The organism is Schumannella luteola, from assembly GCF_013408685.1.
Lineage (GTDB): Bacteria > Actinomycetota > Actinomycetes > Actinomycetales > Microbacteriaceae > Schumannella > Schumannella luteola.
Genome location: NZ_JACBZY010000001.1, coordinates 2,075,577 through 2,098,605 on the forward strand (window position 1 = coordinate 2,075,577; position 23,029 = coordinate 2,098,605).

Consider the following 23,029-nt stretch of genomic DNA (forward strand, 5'->3'; position numbering starts at 1 on the left):
GCCGCTTCGGTTGCGAAACGGCAACGGCGATCGTCCGTGCTGGACTTATGAACACGGTTTTGGAACAATCGCCCGGGACGCGTTCTCTTCTGAGAGTTCATGTTCCTTTCTGAGCGGATCGGCATCCACGCCGCTCACGCCAACCCGGCAGTCACATCAACAAGGAAGTTGGTTCCCATGGCACTCCAGCGCACCTCGCGCGGCCTGGTCGCCGCCGTCGGCCTCGCGGCAGCGGTCGGACTGATCCTCACCGGTTGCACCAACACCGGCACCGGCTCGAACACCTCCTCCGGCTCGAGCGAGCAGAAGGTCAAGGAGAGCGACGGCCCCACCTGCGACCTCGCCACCTACAAGGGCGAGAAGATCGACCTCAAGGACGCCGTCGTCGGCTTCTCGCAGTCGGAGAAGGAGGACAACCCCTTCCGCATCGCCGAGACGCAGTCGATCAAGGACGAGGCCGCCAAGGCGGGCGTCAAGAAGTTCATCGCGACCAACGCGCAGTCGACGCTCTCGAAGCAGATCAGCGACATCCAGGACCTGATCTCGCAGGGCGCCGACGTGCTCATCGTCGCCCCGCTGAACAGCGACGGCCTCGAGCCGGCCCTGTCGGCGGCCCGGGAGAAGAACATCCCGGTCATCACGATCGACCGCAAGCTCAACGCCGAGGCCTGCAAGGACTACGTCTCGTTCCTCGGATCGGATTTCGTCGAGCAGGGCAAGCGCGCCGCCGACCAGCTCATCAAGGGCACCGGCGGCAAGGGCAAGGTCGCGATCCTGCTCGGCAGCTCGGGCAACGGCGTGACCACCGACCGCACCAAGGGCTTCGTCGATGAGATCAAGGCCAAGGGATCGGGCATCGAGATCGTCGCCCAGCAGACCGGTGAGTTCGCCCGCGACAAGGGCCAGTCGGTGACCGAGCAGCTGCTGCAGTCGAACCCGGAGATCACCGCGATCTACGCCGAGAACGACGAGATGGGCCTCGGCGCCCAGGCCGCGATCATCGCCGCCGGCAAGACCCCGGGCAAGGACATCCAGATCTACTCGATCGACGGCACCAAGAACGCCGTGTCGCAGATCGTCGCCGGGCAGTACAACGGCGTCATCGAGTCGAACCCCCGCTTCGGTCCTCTCGCCTTCACGACCCTGAAGTCGTTCCTCGCGGGCGACCCGGTCGGCCAGGACGTCATCATCGAAGACGGCGAGTACGACGCCGACAACGCGGCCACCAAGGTCGACGGGGCCTACTGAGCCCCAGCCGGCTCGTCGCATCCTCTTGCCTCGTCGTTCCGACGGCACCGGGCGAGGCGGATGCGGCGGGCCGGCTCCCGTGCGCGGTCGGCTCGGGCATCCCTGCACGTCGCCCGAACCGCACCCCAACCCGAGCCGCCCGCCCGCGAGCGGCTCGACCCGAGGAAGAAAGGTGAGGTCGTGACGGAGTCGTCCACCTCGAACCCGACCGGCGCGGCCCCGACCGGCGCGGCCGTCGGCGTCGCCCCCGGCTCCGGCAGCGGATCCGCCGACGCCCCGGTGCTGCAGGCGCGCGGCGTCTCGAAGCGCTTCTCGGGTGTGACCGCGCTCGACGGCATCGACTTCACGGTGCTGCCCGGCGAGGCGCACGCCCTCATGGGCGAGAACGGCGCCGGCAAGTCGACCCTGATCAAGGTGCTCACCGGCGTCTACCAGCCCGACGACGGCGAGCTCGCCCTGCACGGCGAGCCGGTGCGCTTCGCCCGCCCGCTCGATGCGCAGAAGTCGGGGGTGTCGACCATCTACCAGGAGGTCAACCTGATCCCCCTGATGTCGGTGGCGCAGAACATCTTCCTCGGCCGCGAGCCCCGCGGCCTCCTGGGGCTCATCGACCACCGCCGCATGTACGCGGATGCGCGCGAGCTTCTCGGCACCTACGGCATCCAGGTGGATGTGCGGCGTCCGCTGCGCAGCCTGGCCCTCGGCGTGCAGCAGATGGTCGCGCTCGCCCGCGCGGTGAGCATCAACGCCCGCGTCGTGATCATGGACGAGCCGACCTCCTCGCTCGAGACCGCCGAGGTCGAGACCCTGTTCCGGGTCATCGGCATGCTGCGGGCGCAGGGCATCGCGGTCGTCTACGTCAGCCACCGCATGGACGAGATCTACCGCGTCTGCGAGAAGGTCACCGTGCTGCGCGACGGCAAGGTCGTGCACGTCGGCGACCTCACGGACCTGCCGCGCGTCGAGCTCGTGTCGAAGATGCTCGGCCGCAGCGTCGACGCCGTCGCGAAGGGCGGCGCGACCTCGTTCAGCGAGGACTCGCACGTGAGCGAGGCGACGCCGGTGCTCACCGCGACCGACCTCAGCCGACGGCACCAGATCGACGGCGTCGGACTCACCATCCGCCCCGGCGAGGTCGTCGGCCTCGGCGGACTGCTCGGCGCGGGCCGCTCGGAGACCCTCAAAGGCATCTCGGGCGTCATGCAGCTCGATCGCGGCTCGGTCGTGATCGACGGGCAGACCGTGCGATCGGGCTCGGTGCCCGCCGCGATCCGCGCCGGCATCGTCATGCTGCCCGAGGACCGCAAGGCCGAGGGCATCATCCCCGGACTGTCGGTGCGCGACAACATCGTGCTCGCCGCCCTGCCGCGCCTGTCGAAGGCCGGCTTCAGCTCGCGCAAGAACCAGGACGCCGTCGTCGACGTCTTCATGAAGCGGCTGCGCATCAAGGCCTCGAGCCCCGATCAGCCCGTCTCCGAGCTCTCCGGAGGCAATCAGCAGAAGGTCATGATCGCCCGCTGGCTCGCCATGAGCCCCAAGGTGCTGCTGCTCGACGAGCCCACCCGCGGCATCGACGTCGGCGCGAAGGCCGAGGTGCAGGCGCTCATCGACGAGCTCGCCAGGGAAGGACTCGCGATCGTGCTGGTCTCGAGCGAGCTCGAGGAGGTCGTCGAGGGCGCCGACCGCGTGGTCGTGCTGCGCGACGGTCAGGTCGTGACCGAGCTGACCGGCGACCAGGTCGACGAGAAGCACCTGCTGGATGCGATCGCCGGCGACGGTGCCGCCTCGGTCGTGGGCGCGGACGCCCCGATCACCACCACGAGCAAGGAGGAGCGCGCATGAGCTCGGTGACCATCCGGCTGCCCCGTCAGGGCGCGGGCCTGGCTCTGCTGCAGAAGTACGGCGTCTACCTGGCGATCGTGCTCATCCTCGTGGCGAACCTCATCGTCACGCCGAACTTCTTCACGATCGACAACCTGCGCACCCAGCTCGTGCAGGTGGTGCCGGTGCTCATCGTCGCGCTCGGCATGGCGCTCGTGATCGGCACCGAGGGCATCGACCTCTCGGTCGGCGCAGCGATGGCGATGGCCGCGGCGGTGCTGCCGCTCTACATCGGCTACGGCTTCGTGCCGGCGCTCATCATCGCTCTCGTCGCGGCGCTCGTGATCGGCCTCACGAACGGCGTGCTCGTCGCCTTCGTCGGGGTGCAGCCGATCGTGGCGACGCTGTCGCTCATGGTCGCCGGCCGCGGTCTCGCACTGCTCGTCGCGGGGGAGCAGCTGCGCCCCGTGATCGATCCGACCGTGCTCGCGCTCGGCCGCGGCACCGTCTTCGGGGTTCCCTGGGCGGTGCTCATCGCGGCCGCGCTCGTCGCGATCATCGCGGTGCTCGTGAACCGCACCACCTTCGGCAAGCAGCTCGTCGCCGTCGGCGGCAACCGCCGCGCCGCCGAGCTCGCGGGTCTGCCGGTGAAGCGCATCCTGCTCGTCATCTACCTCGTCTGCGCCGTGCTCGCCGCGGTCGCCGGCATCATCGGCACCGCACGTCTCGCGGCCTCGGTGCCGTCGACGATCGGCAACCTGATCGAGCTGTCGGCGATCACGGCGGTCGTCGTCGGCGGCACGCCGCTGAGCGGCGGCCAGGTCAAGATCGCCGGCACCGTGGCGGGAGCCCTGCTGCTGCAGATCATCACGGCGACGCTCGTGAAGCACAACGTGCCCGACGCGTACTCGCAGATCATCCAGGCCGCGATCATCATCGTCGCTGTCTACATCCAGCGTGGAAAGGTCTTCACGAAATGACCGCCATCGAGCCCAGCGCGGGCCCCGCGTCGTCGTCGCAGCTCGCCCGCGAGCGCGCCGTCGGCGCGGTGCAGTCCTTCGGCGCGCCGATCGTGCTGGTGATCGTCGTGGTCGTGGCGTCGCTGTCGTTCCCGACGTTCTTCACCGCGACGAACCTGACCAACATCCTGCTGCAGTCGTCGTTCCTGCTGATCGTCGGCATCGGCATGACCTTCGTGATCGTGACCGGCGGGATCGACCTCTCGGTCGGCTCGGTCTTCGCCCTCGGCGGCGTGCTGGCCGCCTACGCCTCGCAATGGGGATGGGTGGCGGCACTGGTCGTGCCGCTCGTCGTCGGCGCCCTCATCGGGGCGATCCAGGGCGCGCTCGTCGCCTGGGGAGGCATGGCGCCGTTCATCGTGACTCTCGCCGGTCTGCTGGCCGTGCGCGGCGTCGTGCTCGCGATCACGAACGGCGGATCGACGACGCCGCTCATCACCGACCCCGTGCTCAAGGGCATCGGCCAGGGCGGCATCGCCGGCATCGAGTGGCCGGTGATCATCGGCCTCGTGCTGCTCGTGATCGGGATCGTGCTGCTCACCCGCTCGCGCACCGGCCAGGGCGTGGTCGCCGTCGGCGGGTCGGAGAACGCATCCACGCTGATGGGCCTTCCCGTCGCGCGCGTGAAGATGTCGGTCTACGTGCTGAGCGGCATCATGGCGGCGCTCGCCGGAGCGCTCAACGCGGCCTACACCTCATCGGGCGTGCCGGTCGTCGGCGTCGGGATGGAGCTGTCGGCGATCTCGGCCGTCGTCATCGGCGGCACGCTGCTGACCGGCGGCAAGGGCTCGCTCATCGGAACGCTCGCCGGAGTGCTGCTTCTCGGCGTGATCCAGAACATCATCAACCAGGTCGGATCGCTGACCTCGTCGGTGCAGTCGATCGTCTCGGGCGGCTTCCTCGCCGTGGTCGTGATCATCCAGACGGTGCTCTCGCGACAGCAGAGGCTGTAGTCGGCGGGACTGTGGTCGGCGCGGCGCGCGGGGGAGGATGACGGCATGCTCCCTCGCGCTCTCCGTCCCGCCGTCGCCTGGTTCTCGCGCACGAAGCTGTTCCGCACGGTCGGTCCGAGCGTCATGCCCGGCTTCGAGAAGGCGCTCACCGTCGCGACCGGCGGCCGCGTGATCTCGAGCGGACTCATCGTCCCCTCGCTCGAGCTGCACACGACCGGGGCTCGCAGCGGGGAACTCCGCTCGGTCAAGCTCATGTGCTGCCCGACGCGCGGCGGCTGGTACGTGACGGGCAGCAACTTCGCCCGCGAGCGGCATCCGGGCTGGACGGCGAACCTGCTCGCCCACCCCGACGCCGCGGTCACGATCAACCTCGTCACCGTCCCGGTGCGCGCCTCGCTCGTGCCCGACGATCGACGCGAGGACGTCTGGACCGAGCTGGAGGCGAACTGGCCCGGCTACCGCGGCTACGAGCGCACTGCCCAGCGCGAGCTGCGCATCTTCAAGCTCGAGCCGGCGCTCGACCGGGAAGTGGTGTGATCGGTCTGTCTCCGGCGTCGGTCTGACGGGTCCGTCTGAGGGGGCGGTCTGCGGGTTCCGGATGGTCGGCGGCACCCGATCGGGATGCTAGGCTTTTCGAGTTCCGGGCCCATGGCGCAGTTGGTAGCGCGTCTCGTTCGCAATGAGAAGGTCGGGGGTTCGAATCCCCCTGGGTCCACTGTTTCCGGGAATCTGAAGGCCGCGAGAGATCGCGGCCTTCAGCTTTTCCCCTCCCATTCTTCTGCACGTCACGCTTGGTTGCCCAGCTCGTTCGCGCGTATCACAAGTCGGGTCGCAGCGAACTCCTCGGCTTCCTGCCGTGAGACTTCGGGGGTCGCGCGGTCATCGAGCTCGAAGCTCAGCGACGCTGGGGCTCGGAGCTGAGTCCCGAACTCGGCGATCTTCTCGGCGGTCACGACAAGTTCGAGTTCAGTCAGGTTGAAGTCGAGTTCGTAGCTCGTGCCGAAGCCCACCCACTCACGGATGCTGACGAACTTCACTGCCAGCTTCAACAACGCGTCGGGGCTCGTGATCGAAGCTGACATCAAGCCGCTCAGGGTTGCTCCGCCAAGCGCCCATTCCGCGAAGCTGATGCGCCAGACGAGTGTCTTGTCGTCAGGCGTGTGAGCGGCGAGCTCGTCGCGCACCGTCTCCGCCAGGCCCCGGAAGTGAGCTTTGATTTCGGCGTCTCGGGAGCGGTCATTTCGCTTCATCATGTAGGCCAATCGAGTGGTTTCGAGGAGGCCGAACCACTCGACCGCGTCGTCGACAGTGGCCAGCTCGGCATCAAGGCATGCCAGAAGTTCGCGCGGCATCCACCGCTCCAGGTATGTGACCGGCGAGCCGAGGTCCCGTCGATCGGCTTCTCTCGCGCTGAGACGTGATCGGACATAGTCGAGCATGCGGCGATTCGCCGGCGAAGCGTTGCCCCGCAGCCGGATCACCTTCTCGAAGGCGAGTGAGGCTCGTGCCGAGTCCGTCCCGTCGAGGATGACGGTGAGATCGTCGGCCTCGCGGCCAGTCGCACCGGTCAGTATCTGGTTGATGGCGAGTTCGACCATCAGGTCGCTGACATCGTCTTCGGGAAGATCCAGGAGAAAGTAGCGCTGGAAATATTGGGGATCGGAGGCCGAGTGGGGGCGCTGCTGTCCGGAACCCCGTCCGTCAAGGCGCGGAAACACCAGCGACAGCAACTTCAGTGCGTGCGACGAGAGCGTGACGTCAACTTCCGAGAGACTGGCCCGGAGCAGCTCGACTGGGTCCGACTTGTCCTTGCCGTTCGCCCACAACTCTGCCCCTCCCAGGACGTGGACGCGGCTCGCCGCAAGAGCGGCCCAGACGTCGTGCTCTGCGATACGCAGCCATGTGAGCGCGGCGAAGTCGATGAGGTTGAGCTCGGCCCGGCGAGCGAGCGGAAGCGTTGTGCGCAGCTGCTCGCCGTACCGCGCGATAGCGCGCGGCGTCTGAAGACGTCTTGTGAGGAAATCGATGAGCTCGCTTCCGCGCTCCGCCTCCTCCCTGCTCGCGGTCTCTGCCTGGGAATCGACTAGTTCTGATACGGCGTCCGTGATCAGTCGTCGTCGGCTGACCTCCGAGAGCGGCGGGAGCTCCAAGGGATACTGGACGATCTTCTCCATGAAGGAGCCTCGTCGCGCGTCGTAGCCATGACGAGAGAGAAGGCCCTCGACGGTTGCTTGGTCGTACGCGAGTAGGTAGTGCACGTTCGTGAACCGACCGAGTAGACGCACCACCTTCAGTAGGCTGCGTAGCTCGTCACTGTCGAGGCGATCAACGTCGTCCACAACGATCAACACCCGCTTGTCCAGCTTGGATGTCGAGTCGCTGAGCTTCTTGAAAGCCTCGGGCCAGGGTGGGGTCGCCAGCAGAGCGTCGACGCCGAGACGGGCAAGTCCACTCGCCGCAGTTCCCGCGTATGGCACCAACGACAGCAACGCCGGAGCCCCCGTCGCAAGGCCTTGTGCCCGCCTCCGCCATCGGGAGCCAGGAGTCGGTGGGAACGCCTGCGCGAGTGTACGAACGAACTCGGCGGCGATCGACTCTGTGTCGGGCGCTGCCCAAGGGGCGAAGTCCAGGACTGTCCAGTCATTCAGGTCGCGTCGGAGCTGCCCGAGCACGCTTGTCTTTCCGCTTCCCCAGGCGCCGACTAGACCGAACACCGTGCTGGGGTGGCCGTGAGGGGTCTGGTCAATACGGTCGGCGAGTGACTGCGCGAACGTGCTCCGTCCGGGTAGATCGGCGGCTTCGGACGGCGCATCGGCCCAGGATGAGTTCTGCACGAGTTCAGTAGAGCAGTTGTCCGGACGCTCATTCCGGAGGTTGGCAGCATCGATGAGGGACTTCTCGTCGTTCGTCAGCGCGAGCGAGGGCGGCTTCTTCGAACCTGACGGCATACAGGTCTGGGCATGGCGGGCGGAGCGAGGCGACTCGCTTCGTAGGCGTCCGTCTGAATCGCGAGCTTGTCATCCGCTCGACTCCGTCGCCGAGCGTCTTCGCATAGGTCGCCTCGACCGAATCCCACGCTGACGAGAGAACGCTTCAACCAGCTCGCAGGTCGACTACGGCCGCAGACACGTCAACGAGCACAAGGACCATGAGCAACCCGAGCGGGAGCCTTCCGCCGTCGACGGCTAGTTCGGCGAACGTGACGATTCCATGGCGCCGGCGGCTCGGTTCCGTGTCGCCAGCCCACCGAAGAATCAGGCGGTCGATGACCCGTTTCGCTCGCTCCTCGGCGAGCAACGTGCCGAGGTCCATCAGCCAGCGCACACCCACATAGACATACAAGGCCCCGAAGACCGCGCCGAGGGCGGGGAGCGCGATTCCGGTGATCGCGCCCCACGCTGCGTCGATGGCGTGCTCCGGCGACGCGGCGTCGGCGACCTTCGACGCGATCACGCCGGCCACAGAGCCGGCGATGATCGAGAACCCGAACACCGACACAGCGAAGACCGTCCGGCCGAACCACGCCGCACGGGCGACGAGAGCGCTCCGCTGCACCAGCGGGCGCGGAGGTGGGGACATCCACAGCACGATCAGCGCCGGCGCGGCCCAACCCGCAAGCCCGACGGTGACCACCCCGACCACCACCGCGACCACGGCGCTGCCCCACGTCGACGCGAGAGTCGACGTGAACGCCACAAGCATCACCAGAGCGCCGACGATCGGAACGAAGTCACTGACAACCGTGTACACGCGTTGAGCTCGGGTCATGCCACCCAGCTTGGTGGTCCGACCGGCCATGCGGCGAACTGCCGGACAGCCGCTACTTGCGAGGCGGCGTGGCTCTGTACGCGCACCGCGAAGCTGCGGCAAGCTCAGCTAGAACTACCTGATTGCGAGGAGGACCGGTGCGCGTAATCCGCATCCAGTTCCGTGGCTACCAGCGACTGGTCAACACTGCGTGCAATACCGACGGCAAGCTGATCGCCTTCCTAGGGCCGAACGAGGCGGGGAAGACGACGGTCCTCCGCGCGCTCGAATGGTTCTCGTCAGGAGCGGCGCCGCTTCCACCCACTTCTAGGAACCGGCTCAATCCGCCGGAAGGTACCTCGCCCGTAGTGGAAGTCACATACTGGCTGGCGGCCGAGGACGTCGCGGCGTTGGCTCATATCGGCCGAATCGGGGATCCCTCTACGTTCACGCGGACCCGAGACTCGGACGGGACGTGGAGGTCGTCGATCAACCCAGAGGTGCACCGGGTGTCGACGCCGTTCGAGGAGGCGCGAGCCTCGTTCGCCGCCGCGCTGGAGGCGCCAGAAGGTCACTTCACCGACCGTGACGACGAGTCGATCGACTATGCAGTTCAGATCGACGAGGCTGAGCCGTTGGTCTCCGAAGTGCTGTCGAACGTTGATGCAGGCTGGAACCCGGAATGGACCGCCGACTGGGACAACTTCATGGCGGTCCTCGCTCAAACCGACGCAGGGAAAGCCATTGCCGCCCAGCTCGGCCAAGCGCGGCAGCTGCTCGAAGCGACGCACCCGAACGACGCGATCCAAGACGTATTGCGGCAGCGCGCGCCCGGGTTCGTGATGTTCACCGAAGCGGATCGCAACCTCCAGTCGTCGTACAACCTTGCCGACGAGGCGCTGCGAGCCGCGCCGCCGAGCGCGCTTGCGAACCTGGCCTGGGTTGCTGGCCTGGACTTGTCCGAGCTATGGGCGGCGACATCAGAGGGCGACGTACGGACTGCGCGGACTCTGGAACGTCGCGCGAACGAGCGACTGCGGGCGACTCTCGGGCCCCGATGGAGCCAGAAGGGCATCGACGTCGAGTTCAATCTCAGCGGCTCCGAGCTGGAAGTGCTCGTCGTCGAACATGCGCCCGATGGATCGAACACCCCAGTTCGCGAGAGGAGCGACGGCCTCCTAACCTTCATCGCGTTGGTCGCGTTCCTCGCACGCCAAGACTTTCCCGTGCCGCCGGTCCTCCTGGTGGACGAAGCAGAGACGCATCTCCACTACGACGCGCAGGCCGATCTCGTTGAGGTGCTCACCAACGACGTTGCGGCCTCGCAGGTGTTCTACACGACGCACTCTCCCGGCTGCTTGCCTCGCGACCTAGGGACAGGAGTTCGGCTCGTGGCCCCGGACGCGAAGCGTTCCGACATGAGCACGCTCCGCAATGACTTCTGGACCGCCGACGCGCGCGGATTCACTCCACTTCTCTTCGCCATGGGGGCCGGTGCCGCAGCGTTCTCCTCCTTCCGCAAGGCAGTGCTTGCTGAAGGCCCCGCCGACATGATCCTGCTCCCGAGCCTTCTACGGCTCGCCACGGGACTGCACGAACTCGACTTCCAGGTTGTGCCGGGAATCGCCGAGAGTCGCGCCGACGGGCTCGAACTGGAAGACGCTGCAGCGAGGGTCGTGTGGTTGCTCGACGGAGACGACGGTGGAGACATCCGTCGAACTCAGCTGCTCGAAAGCGGCGTGCGCGAGGATCGCATCTTCCAATACGCCGCCCCGAAGGCGGTCGAGGACTTCGTGGACCGGGCGATCTACGTCGACATGGTCAACGCACTGCTCGCCACGAAGAAGGGGGCGCCACAGATCACCGCGTCGGATCTGGCCACCGGCGTATCTGTTGCCAAGGCCGTAGAGATGTGGGGCCTCGAAGCTGGGGCCAAGGTGCCAGGGAAGACGGTCGTCGCATCGCAGCTCATCAGCGATGCGAAGCGGCTCGTCCTCGCGGACGGGGCGGCCGACGAGCTCAACGCCCTCCACAACGCGATGATCTCGACTCTGGGCAAGCGATAGCGACGTTTACGTTCCATGGTTGGGGGTGAGCTCTCTGGGTCATGGGATTCGTCGCGATAGCCGATGGGATTAGGACGGGGCCACCCGTTCACTGACGCCACGAGAGACCCTGTCCCGCTTGGCATCGCAGTAAAACCGCACATCCCCCACCATCGGAAACACCGAGAACAACACAGAAGAGCCCCGCTTCGGCGGGGCTCTTCTGTGTTCCGGGTCGCGTCGCGTCAGCGGTCGACGAAGCTCATTTGGGCCGCGTTGTAGCGGTCGCCGGCGACGCCCAGGTTTCCGGCCAGCGTATCCAGTCGCGCGATCTCGTCGACCGAGAGGGCGACCTCGGTCGCGGCGGCGTTCTCGGCGAGACGCTCCCGGCGGCGCGTGCCCGGGATGGGCGCGAACCACGGGCGCTGCGTGAGCAGCCAGGCGAGGGCGATCTGGCCGGGCGAGCAGTCGTGCCCGACCGCGAGGGCGCGCACCTCGTCGACGATGACCTGGTTCGCCGTCCGGTTCTCGGCGGAGAACCGCGGGATCGTGGCGCGGATGTCGCCCTCGCCGAAGCCGGTCGACGCATCGACGGATCCGGTGAGGAATCCCTTGCCGAGCGGACTGAACGGCACGAGGCCGATGCCGAGCTCGCCGAGGGTGCGCAGCACCTCGCCCTCGGGGTCGCGCGTCCACAGCGAGTACTCGCTCTGCAGGGCCGTGACGGGATGCACCGCGTGCGCCCGGCGGATGGTCGCGGCGGACGCCTCCGACAGCCCGAAGTGGAGCACCTTGCCCTCGGCGATCAGCTCGCCCACGGTGCCTGCGACCTCCTCGATCGGCACGTCGGGGTCGACACGGTGCTGGTAGAAGAGGTCGATCCGGTCGGTGCGGAGGCGCCGCAGTGATGCTTCTGCGACGGCCCGGATCTGCGCGGGGCGGCTGTCGAGACCCACCGAGCGGCCGTGCTCGAGGCGCCAGCCGAACTTCGTCGCGATCACGACCCGGTCGCGGATCGGCTCGAGCGCCTCGCCGACCAGCTCCTCGTTCACGAAGGGGCCGTAGACCTCGGCCGTGTCGATGAAGTCGACGCCGACGTCGAGAGCGCCGCGCAGCACGGCGATCATGTCGTCGCGATCGCCGGGATTCGGGCCGTAGCTCTGCGACATCCCCATCGCGCCGAGTCCGATCGCCGAGACCTCGAGGCCCTGTCCGAGAGTGCGTGTGTGCATGGATACATCACACCGCGCCGCGGCGCGATGAGGGAGGTTCTGCTGAGAGGTGTACCGATGGAACCTCTCTGCGCGGGCCGCGACGGCGTAGCGTGCGCCGCGGAAGGAGCATCCATGAACATCGAACCCGCTCGCCCCACCACGAAGAACCCGCCGGAGCAGTTCGCCGGCGACGTCTGGGTCGACCCGATCGTCGCTCCCCACGACGGCGACCAGCGCGCCACGCTCGCCCGGGTGCGGTTCGCGCCCGGCGCCCGCACTGCCTGGCACTCGCACGCCCGCGGGCAGTTTCTGCACGTGACGGCCGGCGTCGCCCGCTTCGGCACGCGCGACGGCGAGATCGTCGAGCTGCACCCGGGGCAGACCTTGTACACGCCGCCGGGCCAGGAGCATTGGCACGCCTCCGCGCAGGGCACCTTCATGGAGCACCTCGCTCTGCTCGAGCTCGCCGACGATCCCGCGACGACGACCGTGTGGGCCGAGCACGTGACGGATGCCGAGTTCGAGGGCGGAGCACGATGAGTGGTCCGGAACACCCCGAGGTCTCCGGTCAGCCGCTGCAGGTCGGCGGAGGCCGCGCCGGTGTCGGCGACATCGCGCCGAAGCTCGCCGAGCTGACCGACGAGGTGCTGTTCGCCGACGTCGGGAATCGCGCCGGGCTGGGCGCACGCGACCGCAGCCTCGTGACCGTCGCGGCGCTCGTCGCCGGAGGGGATGCGGCGCAGCTGCGCTTCCACCTCGGTCGCGCGGTCGAGAACGGCGTCAGCCGCACCGAGCTGATCGAGGCGATCACCCACCTCGCCTTCTATGCGGGCTGGCCGAAGGCCATGACCTCGCTCGGCGTCGCGCGCGAGGTGCTCGGCGCCGACTGAGGATCGGATGCGTCGGGGCGCCCGGGGTGTCAGGCGTGTCGCCGGGGTCGCGGAATACGGCGACCGGGCCGGGCGGTTGGGGATCCGCGTGAAGCTCTTCGAAACCGCCGAACTCGGCGCACTCAACCTCCGCAACCGCATCGTCATGGCCCCGCTCACGCGCACCCGCGCGGGCGAGCACGGCATCCCCAACGACCTGCTGGTCGAGTACTACCGCCAGCGCGCGTCCGTCGGCCTCGTCATCACGGAGGGGACCTGGCCCGTGCAGGAGGGACGCTCGTACCTCGGCCAGCCCGGCATCGAGACCGAGGAGCAGATCGCCGGATGGCGCCGCGTGACTGACGCGGTGCACGCCGAGGGCGGCACGATCGTCATGCAGCTGATGCACGGCGGCCGCGTCTCGCACACCTCGATCTCGGCCACGCCGCGCATCGTCGGGCCGTCGGCGCTCGCCGCCCCGGGTGAGGCGCACGCCCCCGAGGGCAAGGTCGCGATGCCGGTTCCGCACGAGCTCACCCACGACGAGGTGAAGCAGGCCGTGGCGCAGCACGTGCAGGCCGCCCGCAACGCGATCGCCGCCGGCCTCGACGGCGTCGAGGTGCACGGAGCCAACGGCTACCTCGTCCACCAGTTCCTCTCGCCGGCCTCGAACCAGCGCAGCGACGAGTACGGCGGCTCGCCCGAGAACCGCGCCCGCTTCGCGATCGAGGTCGTCACCGCGGTCGCCGCGGCGATCGGCGCCGACCGCGTCGGCATCCGCCTCTCGCCGCAGCACAACATCCAGGGCGCCCTCGAAGAGGACGACGCGGATGCGCTCGCGACCTACACCGCGGTGGCCGCGGGCATCGCGCCGCTCGGCGTCGCCTTCGTCGACGTGCTGCAGGCCGACATCGCGTCCGATCTCGTGCAGACCATCCGCACGACTGCCGGCGCGCCGCTCATCGTGAACACCGGATTCTCGTCGGTCACGACCCGCGAGTCGGCGCTCGCGCTGCTCGACGCCGAGCACGGCGACGCGGTCGCCGTCGGCCGCGCGGTCATCGCCAACCCCGACCTCGTGCACCGCTGGGAGCACGACGAGGAGCTCAACGAGCCGCGCCCCGAGCACTTCTACGGCGTGACGGGCGAGGGCTACACGGATTACCCGACGCTTGCCGAGGTGCGCGGCGCGGCCTGATCCGACCCGATCAGTCGAGGGCGGGACGGCGGATGCGCCGCCCCGCCCTCGTGGTCTCTCGGCGACGGCGTGCGAGTCGCCGGCGAAAGCACGGGAGACTAGAGGCATGACCATCCGCACCCTCGACCTGCGCACGGCCGGCATCGACGGCTTCGAGTTCCCGCGGGCGGCGACGAGCTTCGGCTCGGCGACCGCGGCGGCGCAGCACATCATCGACGACGTGCGGGCGCGCGGGCTGGATGCGGTGCGCGAGGTCACGGCGCGCTTCGACGGCGTCGAGCTCGACTCGATCGCCGTGCCGGCGGAGGCGATCAGCGCCGCATGGCAGGCGACGACCCCCGAGCTGCGCGACGCCATCACCCGCTCGATCGAGCGCGTGCGCGCCGGTCACGCGGCCCAGCTGCCCGAGCCGCGACGCACCGAGTTCGCCCCCGGCGCGGTCGTCGAGCAGCGGTACCTGCCAGTGCAGCGCGTCGGCCTCTACGCTCCCGGCGGCCTCGCCGCCTACGCCTCGAGCGTGATCATGAACGTCGTGCCGGCGCAGGTCGCCGGGGTGCCGTCGATCGCCGTCGTCTCACCGCCGAGCCGCGAGACCGGGCTGCCGCCCATCCAGGTGCTCGCCGCCTGCGCCGCACTCGGCGTGACCGAGGTCTACGCCGTCGGCGGGGCGCAGGCCGTCGCCGCCCTCGCCTACGGTCTGCCGGATGCCGGTGCGGGTGCGCCGCTGCGTCCGGTCGACGTGATCACCGGCCCCGGCAACGTCTTCGTCGCCGCCGCGAAGAGCCTCGTGCGCGACATCGTCGGCATCGACTCGATCGCGGGGCCCACCGAGATCCTCGTGCTCGCCGACGCCACCGCCGATGCCGACCTCGTCGCCGCCGACCTGCTCAGCCAGGCCGAGCACGACCCGAACGCCGCCTCGGTTCTCGTCACCGACTCCGCCGAGCTCGCCGCCGCCGTGACCGAGCGACTGGATGCGCGCGCGGCCGTGACCGCGAACGGCGAGCGCGCCCGCGAGGCCCTCGACGGCGAGCAGTCGATGATCGTGCTCGTCGCCGACCTCGACGCCGGCATCGCGCTCGCGAACCGCTACGGCGCCGAGCACCTCGAGCTCGTCACGGCCGACCCGCGCGCGACGCTCGAGCGCATCACGAACGCGGGCGCGATCTTCCTCGGGCACTTCTCGCCGGTGTCGCTCGGCGACTACGCGGCCGGCTCGAATCACGTGCTGCCGACCTCCGGCACCTCGCGCTTCTCGTCGGGGCTCTCGGTGCAGCCCTTCCTGCGCCCCGTGCAGGTCATCGACTACGACGAGGCGGCGCTGCGCGAGATCGGCGACGTCGTCACGACCTTCGCCGACGCCGAGGGGCTGCCCGCCCACGGGGAAGCGGTGACGGCGCGCACGCGGCGCGGCTGAGCCGGCGCGCGGCCGACGGCGCAGCGCGCGACCCGCATCCCGCATCCCGCATCCCGCGACCTAGGATCCGAGCATGAGCAACCTCGAGCACGAGCCCGGCGAGGTGCTGCTCGAGTGCCCGCCCGCGAGCGGCATCGAGATCCTCGAGCCCCGCGCCGTGCCGCTCGGCGGCCCTCGTGCGATGACGGTGAACCGCACCCTGCCGCAGCGCTCGCGCAGCCTCATCGGCGCGTGGTGCTTCGTCGACCACTACGGGCCCGCCGATGTCGAGCAGTCGGGCGGCATGGTCGTGCCGCCGCATCCGCACATCGGACTGCAGACGGTCAGCTGGCTGTTCGAGGGCGAGGTCGAGCACCGCGACTCGGTCGGCTCGCGCGCGACCGTCAGACCGGGCTCGCTCAACCTCATGACGGCCGGCCGCGGCATCCAGCACTCCGAGTACTCGACGCCCGACACGACGGTGCTGCACGGCGCGCAGCTCTGGCTCGCGCTGCCCGGCGGCGAGCGGCGTCGCGAGCCGGCCTTCGAGGCGACGGATGCGGTGCGCTTCGAGATCGGAGCCGCGCGCGTGAGTCTCTTCATCGGCGAGCTCGACGGCCGCCGCGCCCCGGCGACCGTGTTCTCGCCACTCGTCGGAGCTGAGGTGCTGCTGCCGGCGGGGGAGACCGTGCGCATCCCCGTCGATGCCGCCTTCGAGCTGGGTGTGCTGGTCGACGCCGGTGAACTGCGCGTCGACGGCACGTCGGTCGCACCGCGCGAGCTCGCCTTCCGGGCGCCCGGCGGCGATGCGCTCGAGCTGACGGCGGGGGAGGCGGATGCGCGCCTGCTGCTGCTCGGCGGCGCGCCTTTCGGCGAGCAGCTCGTCATGTGGTGGAACTTCGTCGGCCGCGATCACGACGAGATCGCGCAGGCGCGCGCCGACTGGCTGGCGCGGCTCGACGGCGCCGCGACCCGATACGACACGATCGTCGACGATCGTGCGCCCCTCCCGGCGCCCGTGCTGCCGCCGGTGCGGCTGCGCCCGCGCGACTGATCGGCGCGGGGTCGGCGCGCCGCTAGGCTGACGCTCGCCCCTGCGTCCCGTCGTCCGGAAGCCCTGCCATGCGCCGTCTGCTGCTCTCCTCCTCCGCCCTCGTGGTCGGTCTCGCCGCGGTCGCCGCCGTCGGCGCGCCGGCCGTCGCCGACAGCGTGTCGCCGAACACCTGCCTGAGCGACTGCACGGCGGTCTTCGACACGGCGGGCGCGCACAGCTTCACGGCCCCGGCGGCCGCGACGTCGCTGACCGTGACGGTGAACGGCGCGGCCGGCGCTCCGGCGTCGCAGGCCATCACGAACGACTCGACCGCTCTCGGCGGCGCGGGCGGCAGCGCCACCGTCGACCTCGGCGTCGACGGGGCGGGCGTCACGTTCGACCTCGGCGTCGGCGCCACCGGCGCGGGCAGCTCGGTCTCGACCGACGGCGACCTGCTCGTGCTCGCGGGCGGAGGCGGAGGCGGCGGCTACGTCGGCCGACTCGACCTGCCCGGCCAGATCTTCGGCACCTACCCCGGCGGTGCCGGGGGCTCGCCGACCACCGTCGGCGTCACCCCCGGCGCGACCGCGACCGCCTTCGGCGCGAACCCCGCCAACGGGCAGGGCGCCACGGCCGCGCCCGGCGCCGGCGGCATCGGACTCGCGCCCGGCTCGGCGGGATCACCGTCGAACGGCATCGGCTCGGTGCCCGGCGGCGCCGGCGGATCGCGCGACATCGTCGTCAGCGGCGCCCCCGTCACCCACACCGGCGGAGCCGGCGGCGGGGGATACGCGGGCGGTGGCGGCGGTGCCGTCACGCAGGTGGACGCCGGCGACGACATCATCGACGACCTCGTCGCCCCGGGTGGCGGCGGCTCCGGCTTCCTCGCCGCGGGCCTCACGGCGACCGCCGGCGAGCCCAACGCGGGCCCCGGCTCGGTCACCTTCACCTGGTCGTTCTCGCCGGCCGCATCCACGGGCTCCACGACCGTGCACCCGGGCGATTCCGTCACGGTCGACGTCACCGGTCTGCCCGCGAACGTCGCCTTCGACGAGGTGCTCGACGGCGCGATCGTCGCCAGCGGAACCAGTGACGCGGACGGCGCCGCGACCGTCACCTTCACGGTGCCGGCCGGCCAGCGCGCCGGCGCCTTCCCGGTGCAGACGCTCGTCGACGGCGTGCTCGCTGCGAGCACCTCGGCGGTGACGGTCGTCGTCGACCCGGCCGCGGCCACGCCGTCCGGATCGGGCACGCCCGCCGCTCTCGCCGCGACCGGATCCGATCTGCCGGTCGGCGGGATGTCGGCCGGCGCCCTGCTCATCGCCGCCGGAGCGGTGCTGCTGGTCGCGCGTCGCCGCATCGCGGCCGTCCGCGGCGCCCGCTGATCGAGGCGCGCCGCGCACCCGCGCGCCGACTCCGCATCACGCGCCAGGAGCTGGCGCTGCTCGCCATCACCGTCGTCTGGGGCTCGACGTTCCTCATCGTGCACGTCGCGATGGAGCACTCCGGGCCGATGTTCTTCGTCGGCCTGCGCTTCCTCACCGCCGGCGTGATCAGCGCGATCGTGTTCCACCGCTCGCTCGCCGGCTTCCGTCGCATCGAGCTCATCGCGGGCGCCGCGATCGGCGTCGCGCTGTGCGCCGGCTACGGTCTGCAGACGATCGGGCTGCAGACCGTGTCGAGTACCGAGTCGGCCTTCATCACGGCCTTCTACGTGCCGCTGGTGCCGCTGCTGCAATGGGCCGTCTTCCGCACGGCGCCGAAGCCGCTCGTGCTCGTCGGCGTCGCCCTCGCCTTCGTCGGGCTGCTGCTGCTCGCCGGCCCCGGGGCGCTGCAGATCGGTCTCGGCCCGGGCCAGATCGCGACGCTCGTCAGCACGGCGGCGATCGCGGCCGAGATCATCCTCATCGGCTTCTTCGCGGCGAAGGTGGATGCGCGCCGCGTCACGATCGTGCAGCTGCTCGTCTGCGGCCTGCTCTCCTTCGCGACCATGCCGCTGCTCGGTGAGCGCGTACCCGCCTTCTCGTGGATCTGGCTGGCGGCGGCGGTCGGACTCGGCGCCGCGACCTGCCTCATCCAGCTCACGATGAACTGGGCTCAGCGCACCGTCTCGCCGACGCGCGCGACCATCATCTACGCGGGCGAACCCGTTTGGGGTGGCGCGTTCGGCCGCCTCGCCGGCGACCGGCTCGCGCCCACGGCGCTGATCGGGGCGGCGCTGATCGTCGCGGGCATCCTCGTGAGCGAGCTCAAGCCGCGCGGCCGCGGCGAGCGCGAGCCCCTTCCGCCCGAGTGACCCGCGCCCGTAGCCTCGGGGGATGACCGCGCGCATCGCGAACGTCACCATCCACGCCGAGAACCCCACCGAGCTGGCCCGGTTCTGGGCCGCCGTCATGGGGTACCCCGAGCCGACGGGCTGGCCCGAGGAGGAGATCGCCGAGCTGAGAGCCGCGGGGCTCAGCGACGACGACATCACCGCCCGGGCCGAGGCCTGGGACGGCGACCGGGCGCATCAGCGCTTCTACTTCACCCGGTACTCGCGTGAGCGGCGCCAGCGCAATCGGATGCACATCGACGTGACCCCTTTCGACGACCGTCGCGCCACGCGGGACGAGCTCGCCCTCGAGCGCGATCGGCTCGTGGCGCTCGGCGCGAGCGTCGAGAAGGAGCTGCTCGGCTTCTGGGGCCCCTACGAGGAGTACGCGATCATGATGCGCGACCCCGAGGGCAACGAGTTCTGCCTGCAGTGAGCACCCCGGTGAGAGACGGAGCACGGCAGTGATCAACGGACAGATCTCTCACTGGTGGCGTTCGACCGGCGGCCCCGACCGGCGCGCGCCGCTGCCGGGCACGACCGAGACCGACGTCGCGATCGTCGGCGCCGGCTACACCGGGCTGTGGACGGCGTACTACCTGAAGAAGGCGAAGCCGACCCTGCGGGTGGTGGTGCTCGAGGCGCAGCACGTCGGCTACGGCGCCTCGGGGCGCAACGGCGGATGGCTGACCAACTCGATCACGGGCGGCCGCGCGCAGTTCGCGGATAGTCACGGGCGCGGCGAGGCCGAGCGCTTCCAGCTCGCCATGAACGACACGATCGACGAGGTCATCCGGGTCGCCGCCGACGAGGGCATCGACGCCGACATCGTCAAGGGCGGCGAGTACAACGTCGCCTATACCCCGGCACAGGAGGCGCGGGCCCGAGCGGAAGCCGCCTCCGAGAGCGCCTGGACGCACACCGACGTGCGGCTGCTCGAGCGCGAGGAGGCGCTCGGCCGGCTGCGCCTCGAGGGCACGCGGGCGGCGACCTGGCACCCGCACGCCGCTCGCATCCATCCCGCCAAGCTCGTGCGCGGGCTCGCCGAGGCGGTCGAGCGGCTCGGCGTCGAGATCTACGAGGGAACGCGCGCGCTCGAGATCCGCCCGCACCGGGTCATCACCGACCGCGGCGACCTGCGGGCCGAGTTCGTCGTGCGCGCGACCGAGGGCTACACGGCGGGGCTGAAGGGGCTGCGGCGGCTGTGGCTGCCGATGAACTCGTCGATGATCGTCACCGAGCCGCTGCCGGCGGAGTTCTGGGATGCGGTCGGCTGGCAGGGCCGCGAGGTCGTCGGCGACTTCGCCCACGTCTACATCTACGCGCAGCGCACGGCCGACGACCGCATCGCGATCGGCGGGCGCGGCGTGCCCTACCGCTGGGGATCGCGCACCGACGTCAGCGGCGAGACCGCCCGCGAGACCGTCGTGCACCTGCGGAGGGTGCTGCGCCGACTGCTGCCCGAGACGGCGGGCACGCAGATCGACCACACCTGGTCGGGCGTGCTCGGGGTTCCGCGCGACTGGACGGCGACGGTCGGCCTGGATCGCGCGAGCGGCATCGGCTGGGCCGGCGGTTACGTCGGCACTGGGGTCGCGACGACGAACCTCTCCGGCCGCACGCTCACCGAGCTGATCCTCGGCGGCGACGGGCCGCTCTCGGGTCTGCCGTGGGTCGACCACCGCGTGCGGCTCTGGGAGCCCGAGCCTCTGCGCTGGATCGCCACGCACGGTCTGTATGCCGCCTACGGCATGGCCGATCGCAGCGAGTCTCGCGGCCGGGCGACGACCTCGCCGATCGCCACGGCGGCGGATGTCGTGACCGGGCGGCACTGAGCGACGCGTGTCGTCACTATCGGCGGGCGCGCCCCCGGCGGCGTCAGCGCAGCATCCACCCGCGATCGTCGACGAGCAGCAGCGGGTCGCCGGCGGCGTTGACCGCCGACCCGGCGCTGTCGAGCAGCTCGCCGACCATGGCCGCCGGGATGCGCACGTCGTGCTGGCGCGCGGCCGTGACGAGCGAGGCGGTGTCGAGGCGGGTTCCGCGCTGCTCGGCGAGCTGGCGGATGAGCTCGAACTGCGCCGGGTCGAGGTCGAGCAGCACGTCACCGCGCCAGGCGAGGCCCGAGCGGGTGTCGAGCACGAGATCGTCGACGCGCAGACTGCCGGCGGTGAGGCCGCGCCGCCGGGCGGCGGCCGCGACCCGCTCCACGACCTCCTCGACGCCGAAGGGCTTCGTGACGTAGTCGTCCGCGCCCGCCGCATAGGCGGCCATGCGGGTCTGGTGCTCGTCGCGTCCGGTCAGGAAGATCACATGCGCGTCGCTGCCGGCCGCGCGCATCCCCGCCACCACCTCCGTGCCGAGCCGGTCGGGCAGCATCATGTCGAGCAGCACCACGTCGACCTCGCGGGCCCGGTCGATCGCGTCGGCTCCGCGATGCGCGATCTCGACCTGCCAGCCCTCGAGCTCGAGACCGAGTCGCAGCACGTGGGTGATCGGCTCCTCCTCGTCGACGATCAGGATGCGGACAGCGGTATCGACGGGTCGATCGGGGGACATGACTCCAGTCTTCGACGCCGCCCTGTGCGGGGCGTCATCCGCGGGGAGTAGTCCGCTGGACGCGAGCCGGGAAAGCGCTCGACCGTGCCGCTCAGTGGAAGAAGGGGACGATCAGCCAGACGCCGAAGAGCACCCCGGCGGCGCACAGCGCGAAGCACAGCACGGCTCCGAGTCGGGGAAGGAGCGCGCGTTCGGCGCCGGCGACCGGGGGAGCGGCATCCGCGGTCGCCGTCCCCGTGCCCGTCGACCCGGCAGCAGGCGCGCTGTTCGCGATCGACAGCAGCCGCACCCCGATCGAGAACAGCACGACGAGCACGACCGAGGCCACGAGCGCCACCACGAACACCGAGCCGAGAGCGCCGAAATCGATCTGGATGCCGCCCGACGCTGCACCGGAGTCGGCGGCTCGGACGAGGTGGTCGATGGCGTCGGCGCGGATCATGCCCGTCCTCCCTCGCTGCCGGCCAGCGCCGGCTCCGGGTTCTCGTCGCGCACGTCATCCGGCTTCACCGGAGTGCGACGCGACAGGGCGACGAAGCCGAGCGTCGCGCCGATCGCGAGCACCGCGACGATGATGACGCCGACCGTGCCCACTCCGGCGAGCAGCGCGGCCAGTGCGCCGACCAGGCCCGCGGCCGGCAGCGTGAACACCCATCCCGTCGCGATGCGGCCGACCACACCCCAGCGCACGGCGGCGAGCTTGCGGCCGAGGCCGGCGCCGATCACGGCACCCGAGGTGACCTGCGTGGTCGAGAGGGCGAAGCCGAGGTGGCTGGAGGCGAGGATGGTCGCGGCCGAACTGGTCTCGGCCGCGAAGCCCTGCGGCGTCTCGATCTGGGTGATCTTCGTGCCGACGGTCTTCATGATCCGCCAGCCGCCGAGGTAGGTGCCGAGCGCGATCGCCAGGCCGCACGCGGCGATGACCCAGAGCTGCGGGGTCGAGCCGCTCTTCTGGTAGCCGGCGGCGACGAGGGTCAGGGTGATGACGCCCATCGTCTTCTGCGCGTCGTTCGTGCCGTGGGCGAGCGAGACGAGCGAGGCGGAGACGGTCTGCCCGATGCGGTAGCCGCGCTTCGCTCCGGGAACGGTCGCCTGCTTCGTGATGCGGTAGGCGGCGTACGTCGCGATCAGCGCGACGATGCCGGCGACGAAGGGGGAGGCGAGCGCCGGCAGCACGACCTTGGAGATCAGCACACCCCAGTCGATCGCGCCGGTGCCGACGCCGATGAGGGCGGCGCCGATGAGTCCGCCGAAGAGCGCGTGCGAGGAGCTCGAGGGCAGGCCGAGCAGCCAGGTGAGCAGGTTCCAGAGCACCGCGCCGACGAGTCCCGCGAAGATCAGCACCGGCCCGACCGAGCTGTCGCCGTCTTCGCGGATGATGCCGTTCGAGATGGTCGACGCCACCTCGGTCGACAGGAATGCGCCGACCAGATTGAGCACCGCCGAGATCGCGACGGCTATCCGGGGTGTCAGCGCCCCGGTGGCGACCGAGGTCGCCATCGCGTTGGCGGTGTCGTGGAATCCGTTCGTGAAGTCGAAGGCCAGCGCCAGCACGATGACCAGGATCACGATGACGAGCGGGTCCATCCGCGCCCTCCTCTCGGCCCCCGTTC

21 protein-coding genes and 1 tRNA gene are annotated in these 23,029 nt (G+C 70.3%); 16 read left to right on the forward strand and 6 right to left on the reverse strand.

The window, feature by feature from the left end:
* The first annotated feature begins 177 nt into the window (after window positions 1-177).
* The 6 genes from BJ979_RS09345 to BJ979_RS09370 all read left to right on the forward strand — a co-directional run bounded on the left by BJ979_RS09345 (window position 178) and on the right by BJ979_RS09370 (window position 5,756).
* A complete protein-coding gene (locus tag BJ979_RS09345; protein ID WP_179567282.1) occupies window positions 178-1,248 on the forward strand; it encodes an ABC transporter substrate-binding protein in 1,071 nt (356 codons plus the stop codon).
* Window positions 1,249-1,428: 180 nt separating this feature from the next.
* Complete coding sequence (locus BJ979_RS09350; protein ID WP_343046650.1) at window positions 1,429-3,090, forward strand: sugar ABC transporter ATP-binding protein; 1,662 nt, start codon at window positions 1,429-1,431, stop codon at window positions 3,088-3,090.
* Window positions 3,087-4,049, forward strand: coding sequence for an ABC transporter permease (locus BJ979_RS09355; protein ID WP_179567286.1), 963 nt, complete (start codon window positions 3,087-3,089; stop codon window positions 4,047-4,049). The genes BJ979_RS09350 and BJ979_RS09355 overlap by 4 nt, the downstream gene beginning before the upstream one ends.
* On the forward strand, window positions 4,046-5,041 hold the full coding sequence (locus tag BJ979_RS09360; RefSeq protein ID WP_179567288.1) for an ABC transporter permease: 996 nt from the start codon (window positions 4,046-4,048) through the stop codon (window positions 5,039-5,041). Before BJ979_RS09355 ends, BJ979_RS09360 begins: the two co-directional genes overlap by 4 nt.
* Before the next feature lie 45 nt (window positions 5,042-5,086).
* Window positions 5,087-5,578, forward strand: coding sequence for a nitroreductase family deazaflavin-dependent oxidoreductase (locus tag BJ979_RS09365; protein WP_179567290.1), 492 nt, complete (start codon window positions 5,087-5,089; stop codon window positions 5,576-5,578).
* 105 nt (window positions 5,579-5,683) lie between these two features.
* Window positions 5,684-5,756 (forward strand) — tRNA-Ala (locus tag BJ979_RS09370).
* 70 nt (window positions 5,757-5,826) lie between these two features.
* Here the strand turns inward: BJ979_RS09370 and BJ979_RS09375 are convergent.
* Together BJ979_RS09375 and BJ979_RS09380 are read right to left on the reverse strand one after the other, a co-directional pair.
* Window positions 5,827-7,875, reverse strand: coding sequence for a P-loop NTPase fold protein (locus BJ979_RS09375; protein WP_179567292.1), 2,049 nt, complete (start codon window positions 7,873-7,875; stop codon window positions 5,827-5,829).
* A 259-nt stretch (window positions 7,876-8,134) separates the two neighbouring features.
* Window positions 8,135-8,809, reverse strand: a complete 675-nt coding sequence (locus tag BJ979_RS09380) for a hypothetical protein (protein WP_179567294.1) — start codon at window positions 8,807-8,809, stop codon at window positions 8,135-8,137.
* A 137-nt stretch (window positions 8,810-8,946) separates the two neighbouring features.
* Between BJ979_RS09380 and BJ979_RS09385 the strand changes: the two genes are divergently transcribed.
* On the forward strand, window positions 8,947-10,854 hold the full coding sequence (locus BJ979_RS09385) for an AAA family ATPase (protein WP_179567296.1): 1,908 nt from the start codon (window positions 8,947-8,949) through the stop codon (window positions 10,852-10,854).
* A gap of 224 nt (window positions 10,855-11,078) precedes the next feature.
* Here BJ979_RS09385 and BJ979_RS09390 read toward each other — a convergent pair whose 3' ends face one another.
* Window positions 11,079-12,065, reverse strand: coding sequence for an aldo/keto reductase (locus tag BJ979_RS09390; RefSeq protein WP_179567298.1), 987 nt, complete (start codon window positions 12,063-12,065; stop codon window positions 11,079-11,081).
* Between the two features lie 114 nt (window positions 12,066-12,179).
* Between BJ979_RS09390 and BJ979_RS09395 the strand changes: the two genes are divergently transcribed.
* The 9 genes from BJ979_RS09395 (at window position 12,180) to BJ979_RS09435 (ending at window position 20,692) form a co-directional block, all read left to right on the forward strand.
* The gene (locus BJ979_RS09395) at window positions 12,180-12,587 is read left to right on the forward strand and encodes a (R)-mandelonitrile lyase (protein ID WP_179567300.1); all 408 of its coding nucleotides are present in this window, start codon (window positions 12,180-12,182) and stop codon (window positions 12,585-12,587) included.
* On the forward strand, window positions 12,584-12,937 hold the full coding sequence (locus BJ979_RS09400; protein WP_179567302.1) for a carboxymuconolactone decarboxylase family protein: 354 nt from the start codon (window positions 12,584-12,586) through the stop codon (window positions 12,935-12,937). Before BJ979_RS09395 ends, BJ979_RS09400 begins: the two co-directional genes overlap by 4 nt.
* 88 nt (window positions 12,938-13,025) lie before the next feature.
* Window positions 13,026-14,114 carry an alkene reductase gene (locus tag BJ979_RS09405; RefSeq protein WP_343046651.1) on the forward strand — a complete coding sequence of 363 codons (1,089 nt, stop codon included), beginning with the start codon at window positions 13,026-13,028 and terminating at the stop codon, window positions 14,112-14,114.
* 106 nt (window positions 14,115-14,220) lie between these two features.
* On the forward strand, window positions 14,221-15,531 hold the full coding sequence (gene hisD, locus BJ979_RS09410; RefSeq protein ID WP_179567306.1) for a histidinol dehydrogenase: 1,311 nt from the start codon (window positions 14,221-14,223) through the stop codon (window positions 15,529-15,531).
* 73 nt (window positions 15,532-15,604) lie between these two features.
* Complete coding sequence (locus BJ979_RS09415) at window positions 15,605-16,564, forward strand: pirin family protein (protein ID WP_179567308.1); 960 nt, start codon at window positions 15,605-15,607, stop codon at window positions 16,562-16,564.
* Between the two features lie 68 nt (window positions 16,565-16,632).
* Window positions 16,633-17,928, forward strand: coding sequence for a hypothetical protein (locus BJ979_RS09420; protein ID WP_179567310.1), 1,296 nt, complete (start codon window positions 16,633-16,635; stop codon window positions 17,926-17,928).
* 98 nt (window positions 17,929-18,026) lie between these two features.
* Complete coding sequence (locus BJ979_RS09425; protein WP_425502475.1) at window positions 18,027-18,839, forward strand: DMT family transporter; 813 nt, start codon at window positions 18,027-18,029, stop codon at window positions 18,837-18,839.
* A 22-nt stretch (window positions 18,840-18,861) separates the two neighbouring features.
* Window positions 18,862-19,293, forward strand: coding sequence for a VOC family protein (locus BJ979_RS09430; RefSeq protein WP_179567312.1), 432 nt, complete (start codon window positions 18,862-18,864; stop codon window positions 19,291-19,293).
* Between the two features lie 28 nt (window positions 19,294-19,321).
* A complete protein-coding gene (locus BJ979_RS09435; protein ID WP_179567314.1) occupies window positions 19,322-20,692 on the forward strand; it encodes an NAD(P)/FAD-dependent oxidoreductase in 1,371 nt (456 codons plus the stop codon).
* Window positions 20,693-20,735: 43 nt separating this feature from the next.
* Here BJ979_RS09435 and BJ979_RS09440 read toward each other — a convergent pair whose 3' ends face one another.
* From BJ979_RS09440 to BJ979_RS09450, 3 genes are all read right to left on the reverse strand, one after another.
* Entirely contained in the window at window positions 20,736-21,416 is a 681-nt protein-coding gene (locus BJ979_RS09440; RefSeq protein ID WP_179567316.1) for a response regulator, read from the reverse strand.
* 91 nt (window positions 21,417-21,507) lie between these two features.
* A complete protein-coding gene (locus BJ979_RS09445) occupies window positions 21,508-21,858 on the reverse strand; it encodes a hypothetical protein (protein WP_218853473.1) in 351 nt (116 codons plus the stop codon).
* Entirely contained in the window at window positions 21,855-23,003 is a 1,149-nt protein-coding gene (locus BJ979_RS09450; RefSeq protein ID WP_179567318.1) for an inorganic phosphate transporter, read from the reverse strand. Before BJ979_RS09450 ends, BJ979_RS09445 begins: the two co-directional genes overlap by 4 nt.
* Between the last annotated feature and the right edge of the window lie 26 nt (window positions 23,004-23,029).

What these genes read in the sequence shown, in the direction of transcription:
- BJ979_RS09345 (WP_179567282.1), top strand. Translation starts at nt 178, where the DNA reads ATGGCACTCCAGCGCACCTCGCGCGGCCTGGTCGCCGCCGTCGGCCTC.
- BJ979_RS09355 (WP_179567286.1), top strand. Translation starts at nt 3,087, where the DNA reads ATGAGCTCGGTGACCATCCGGCTGCCCCGTCAGGGCGCGGGCCTGGCT.
- BJ979_RS09360 (WP_179567288.1), top strand. Translation starts at nt 4,046, where the DNA reads ATGACCGCCATCGAGCCCAGCGCGGGCCCCGCGTCGTCGTCGCAGCTC.
- BJ979_RS09365 (WP_179567290.1), top strand. Translation starts at nt 5,087, where the DNA reads ATGCTCCCTCGCGCTCTCCGTCCCGCCGTCGCCTGGTTCTCGCGCACG.
- BJ979_RS09380 (WP_179567294.1), bottom strand. Translation starts at nt 8,809, where the DNA reads ATGACCCGAGCTCAACGCGTGTACACGGTTGTCAGTGACTTCGTTCCG.
- BJ979_RS09390 (WP_179567298.1), bottom strand. Translation starts at nt 12,065, where the DNA reads ATGCACACACGCACTCTCGGACAGGGCCTCGAGGTCTCGGCGATCGGA.
- BJ979_RS09395 (WP_179567300.1), top strand. Translation starts at nt 12,180, where the DNA reads ATGAACATCGAACCCGCTCGCCCCACCACGAAGAACCCGCCGGAGCAG.
- BJ979_RS09400 (WP_179567302.1), top strand. Translation starts at nt 12,584, where the DNA reads ATGAGTGGTCCGGAACACCCCGAGGTCTCCGGTCAGCCGCTGCAGGTC.
- hisD (WP_179567306.1), top strand. Translation starts at nt 14,221, where the DNA reads ATGACCATCCGCACCCTCGACCTGCGCACGGCCGGCATCGACGGCTTC.
- BJ979_RS09415 (WP_179567308.1), top strand. Translation starts at nt 15,605, where the DNA reads ATGAGCAACCTCGAGCACGAGCCCGGCGAGGTGCTGCTCGAGTGCCCG.
- BJ979_RS09420 (WP_179567310.1), top strand. Translation starts at nt 16,633, where the DNA reads ATGCGCCGTCTGCTGCTCTCCTCCTCCGCCCTCGTGGTCGGTCTCGCC.
- BJ979_RS09430 (WP_179567312.1), top strand. Translation starts at nt 18,862, where the DNA reads ATGACCGCGCGCATCGCGAACGTCACCATCCACGCCGAGAACCCCACC.
- BJ979_RS09440 (WP_179567316.1), bottom strand. Translation starts at nt 21,416, where the DNA reads ATGTCCCCCGATCGACCCGTCGATACCGCTGTCCGCATCCTGATCGTC.
- BJ979_RS09445 (WP_218853473.1), bottom strand. Translation starts at nt 21,858, where the DNA reads ATGATCCGCGCCGACGCCATCGACCACCTCGTCCGAGCCGCCGACTCC.
- BJ979_RS09450 (WP_179567318.1), bottom strand. Translation starts at nt 23,003, where the DNA reads ATGGACCCGCTCGTCATCGTGATCCTGGTCATCGTGCTGGCGCTGGCC.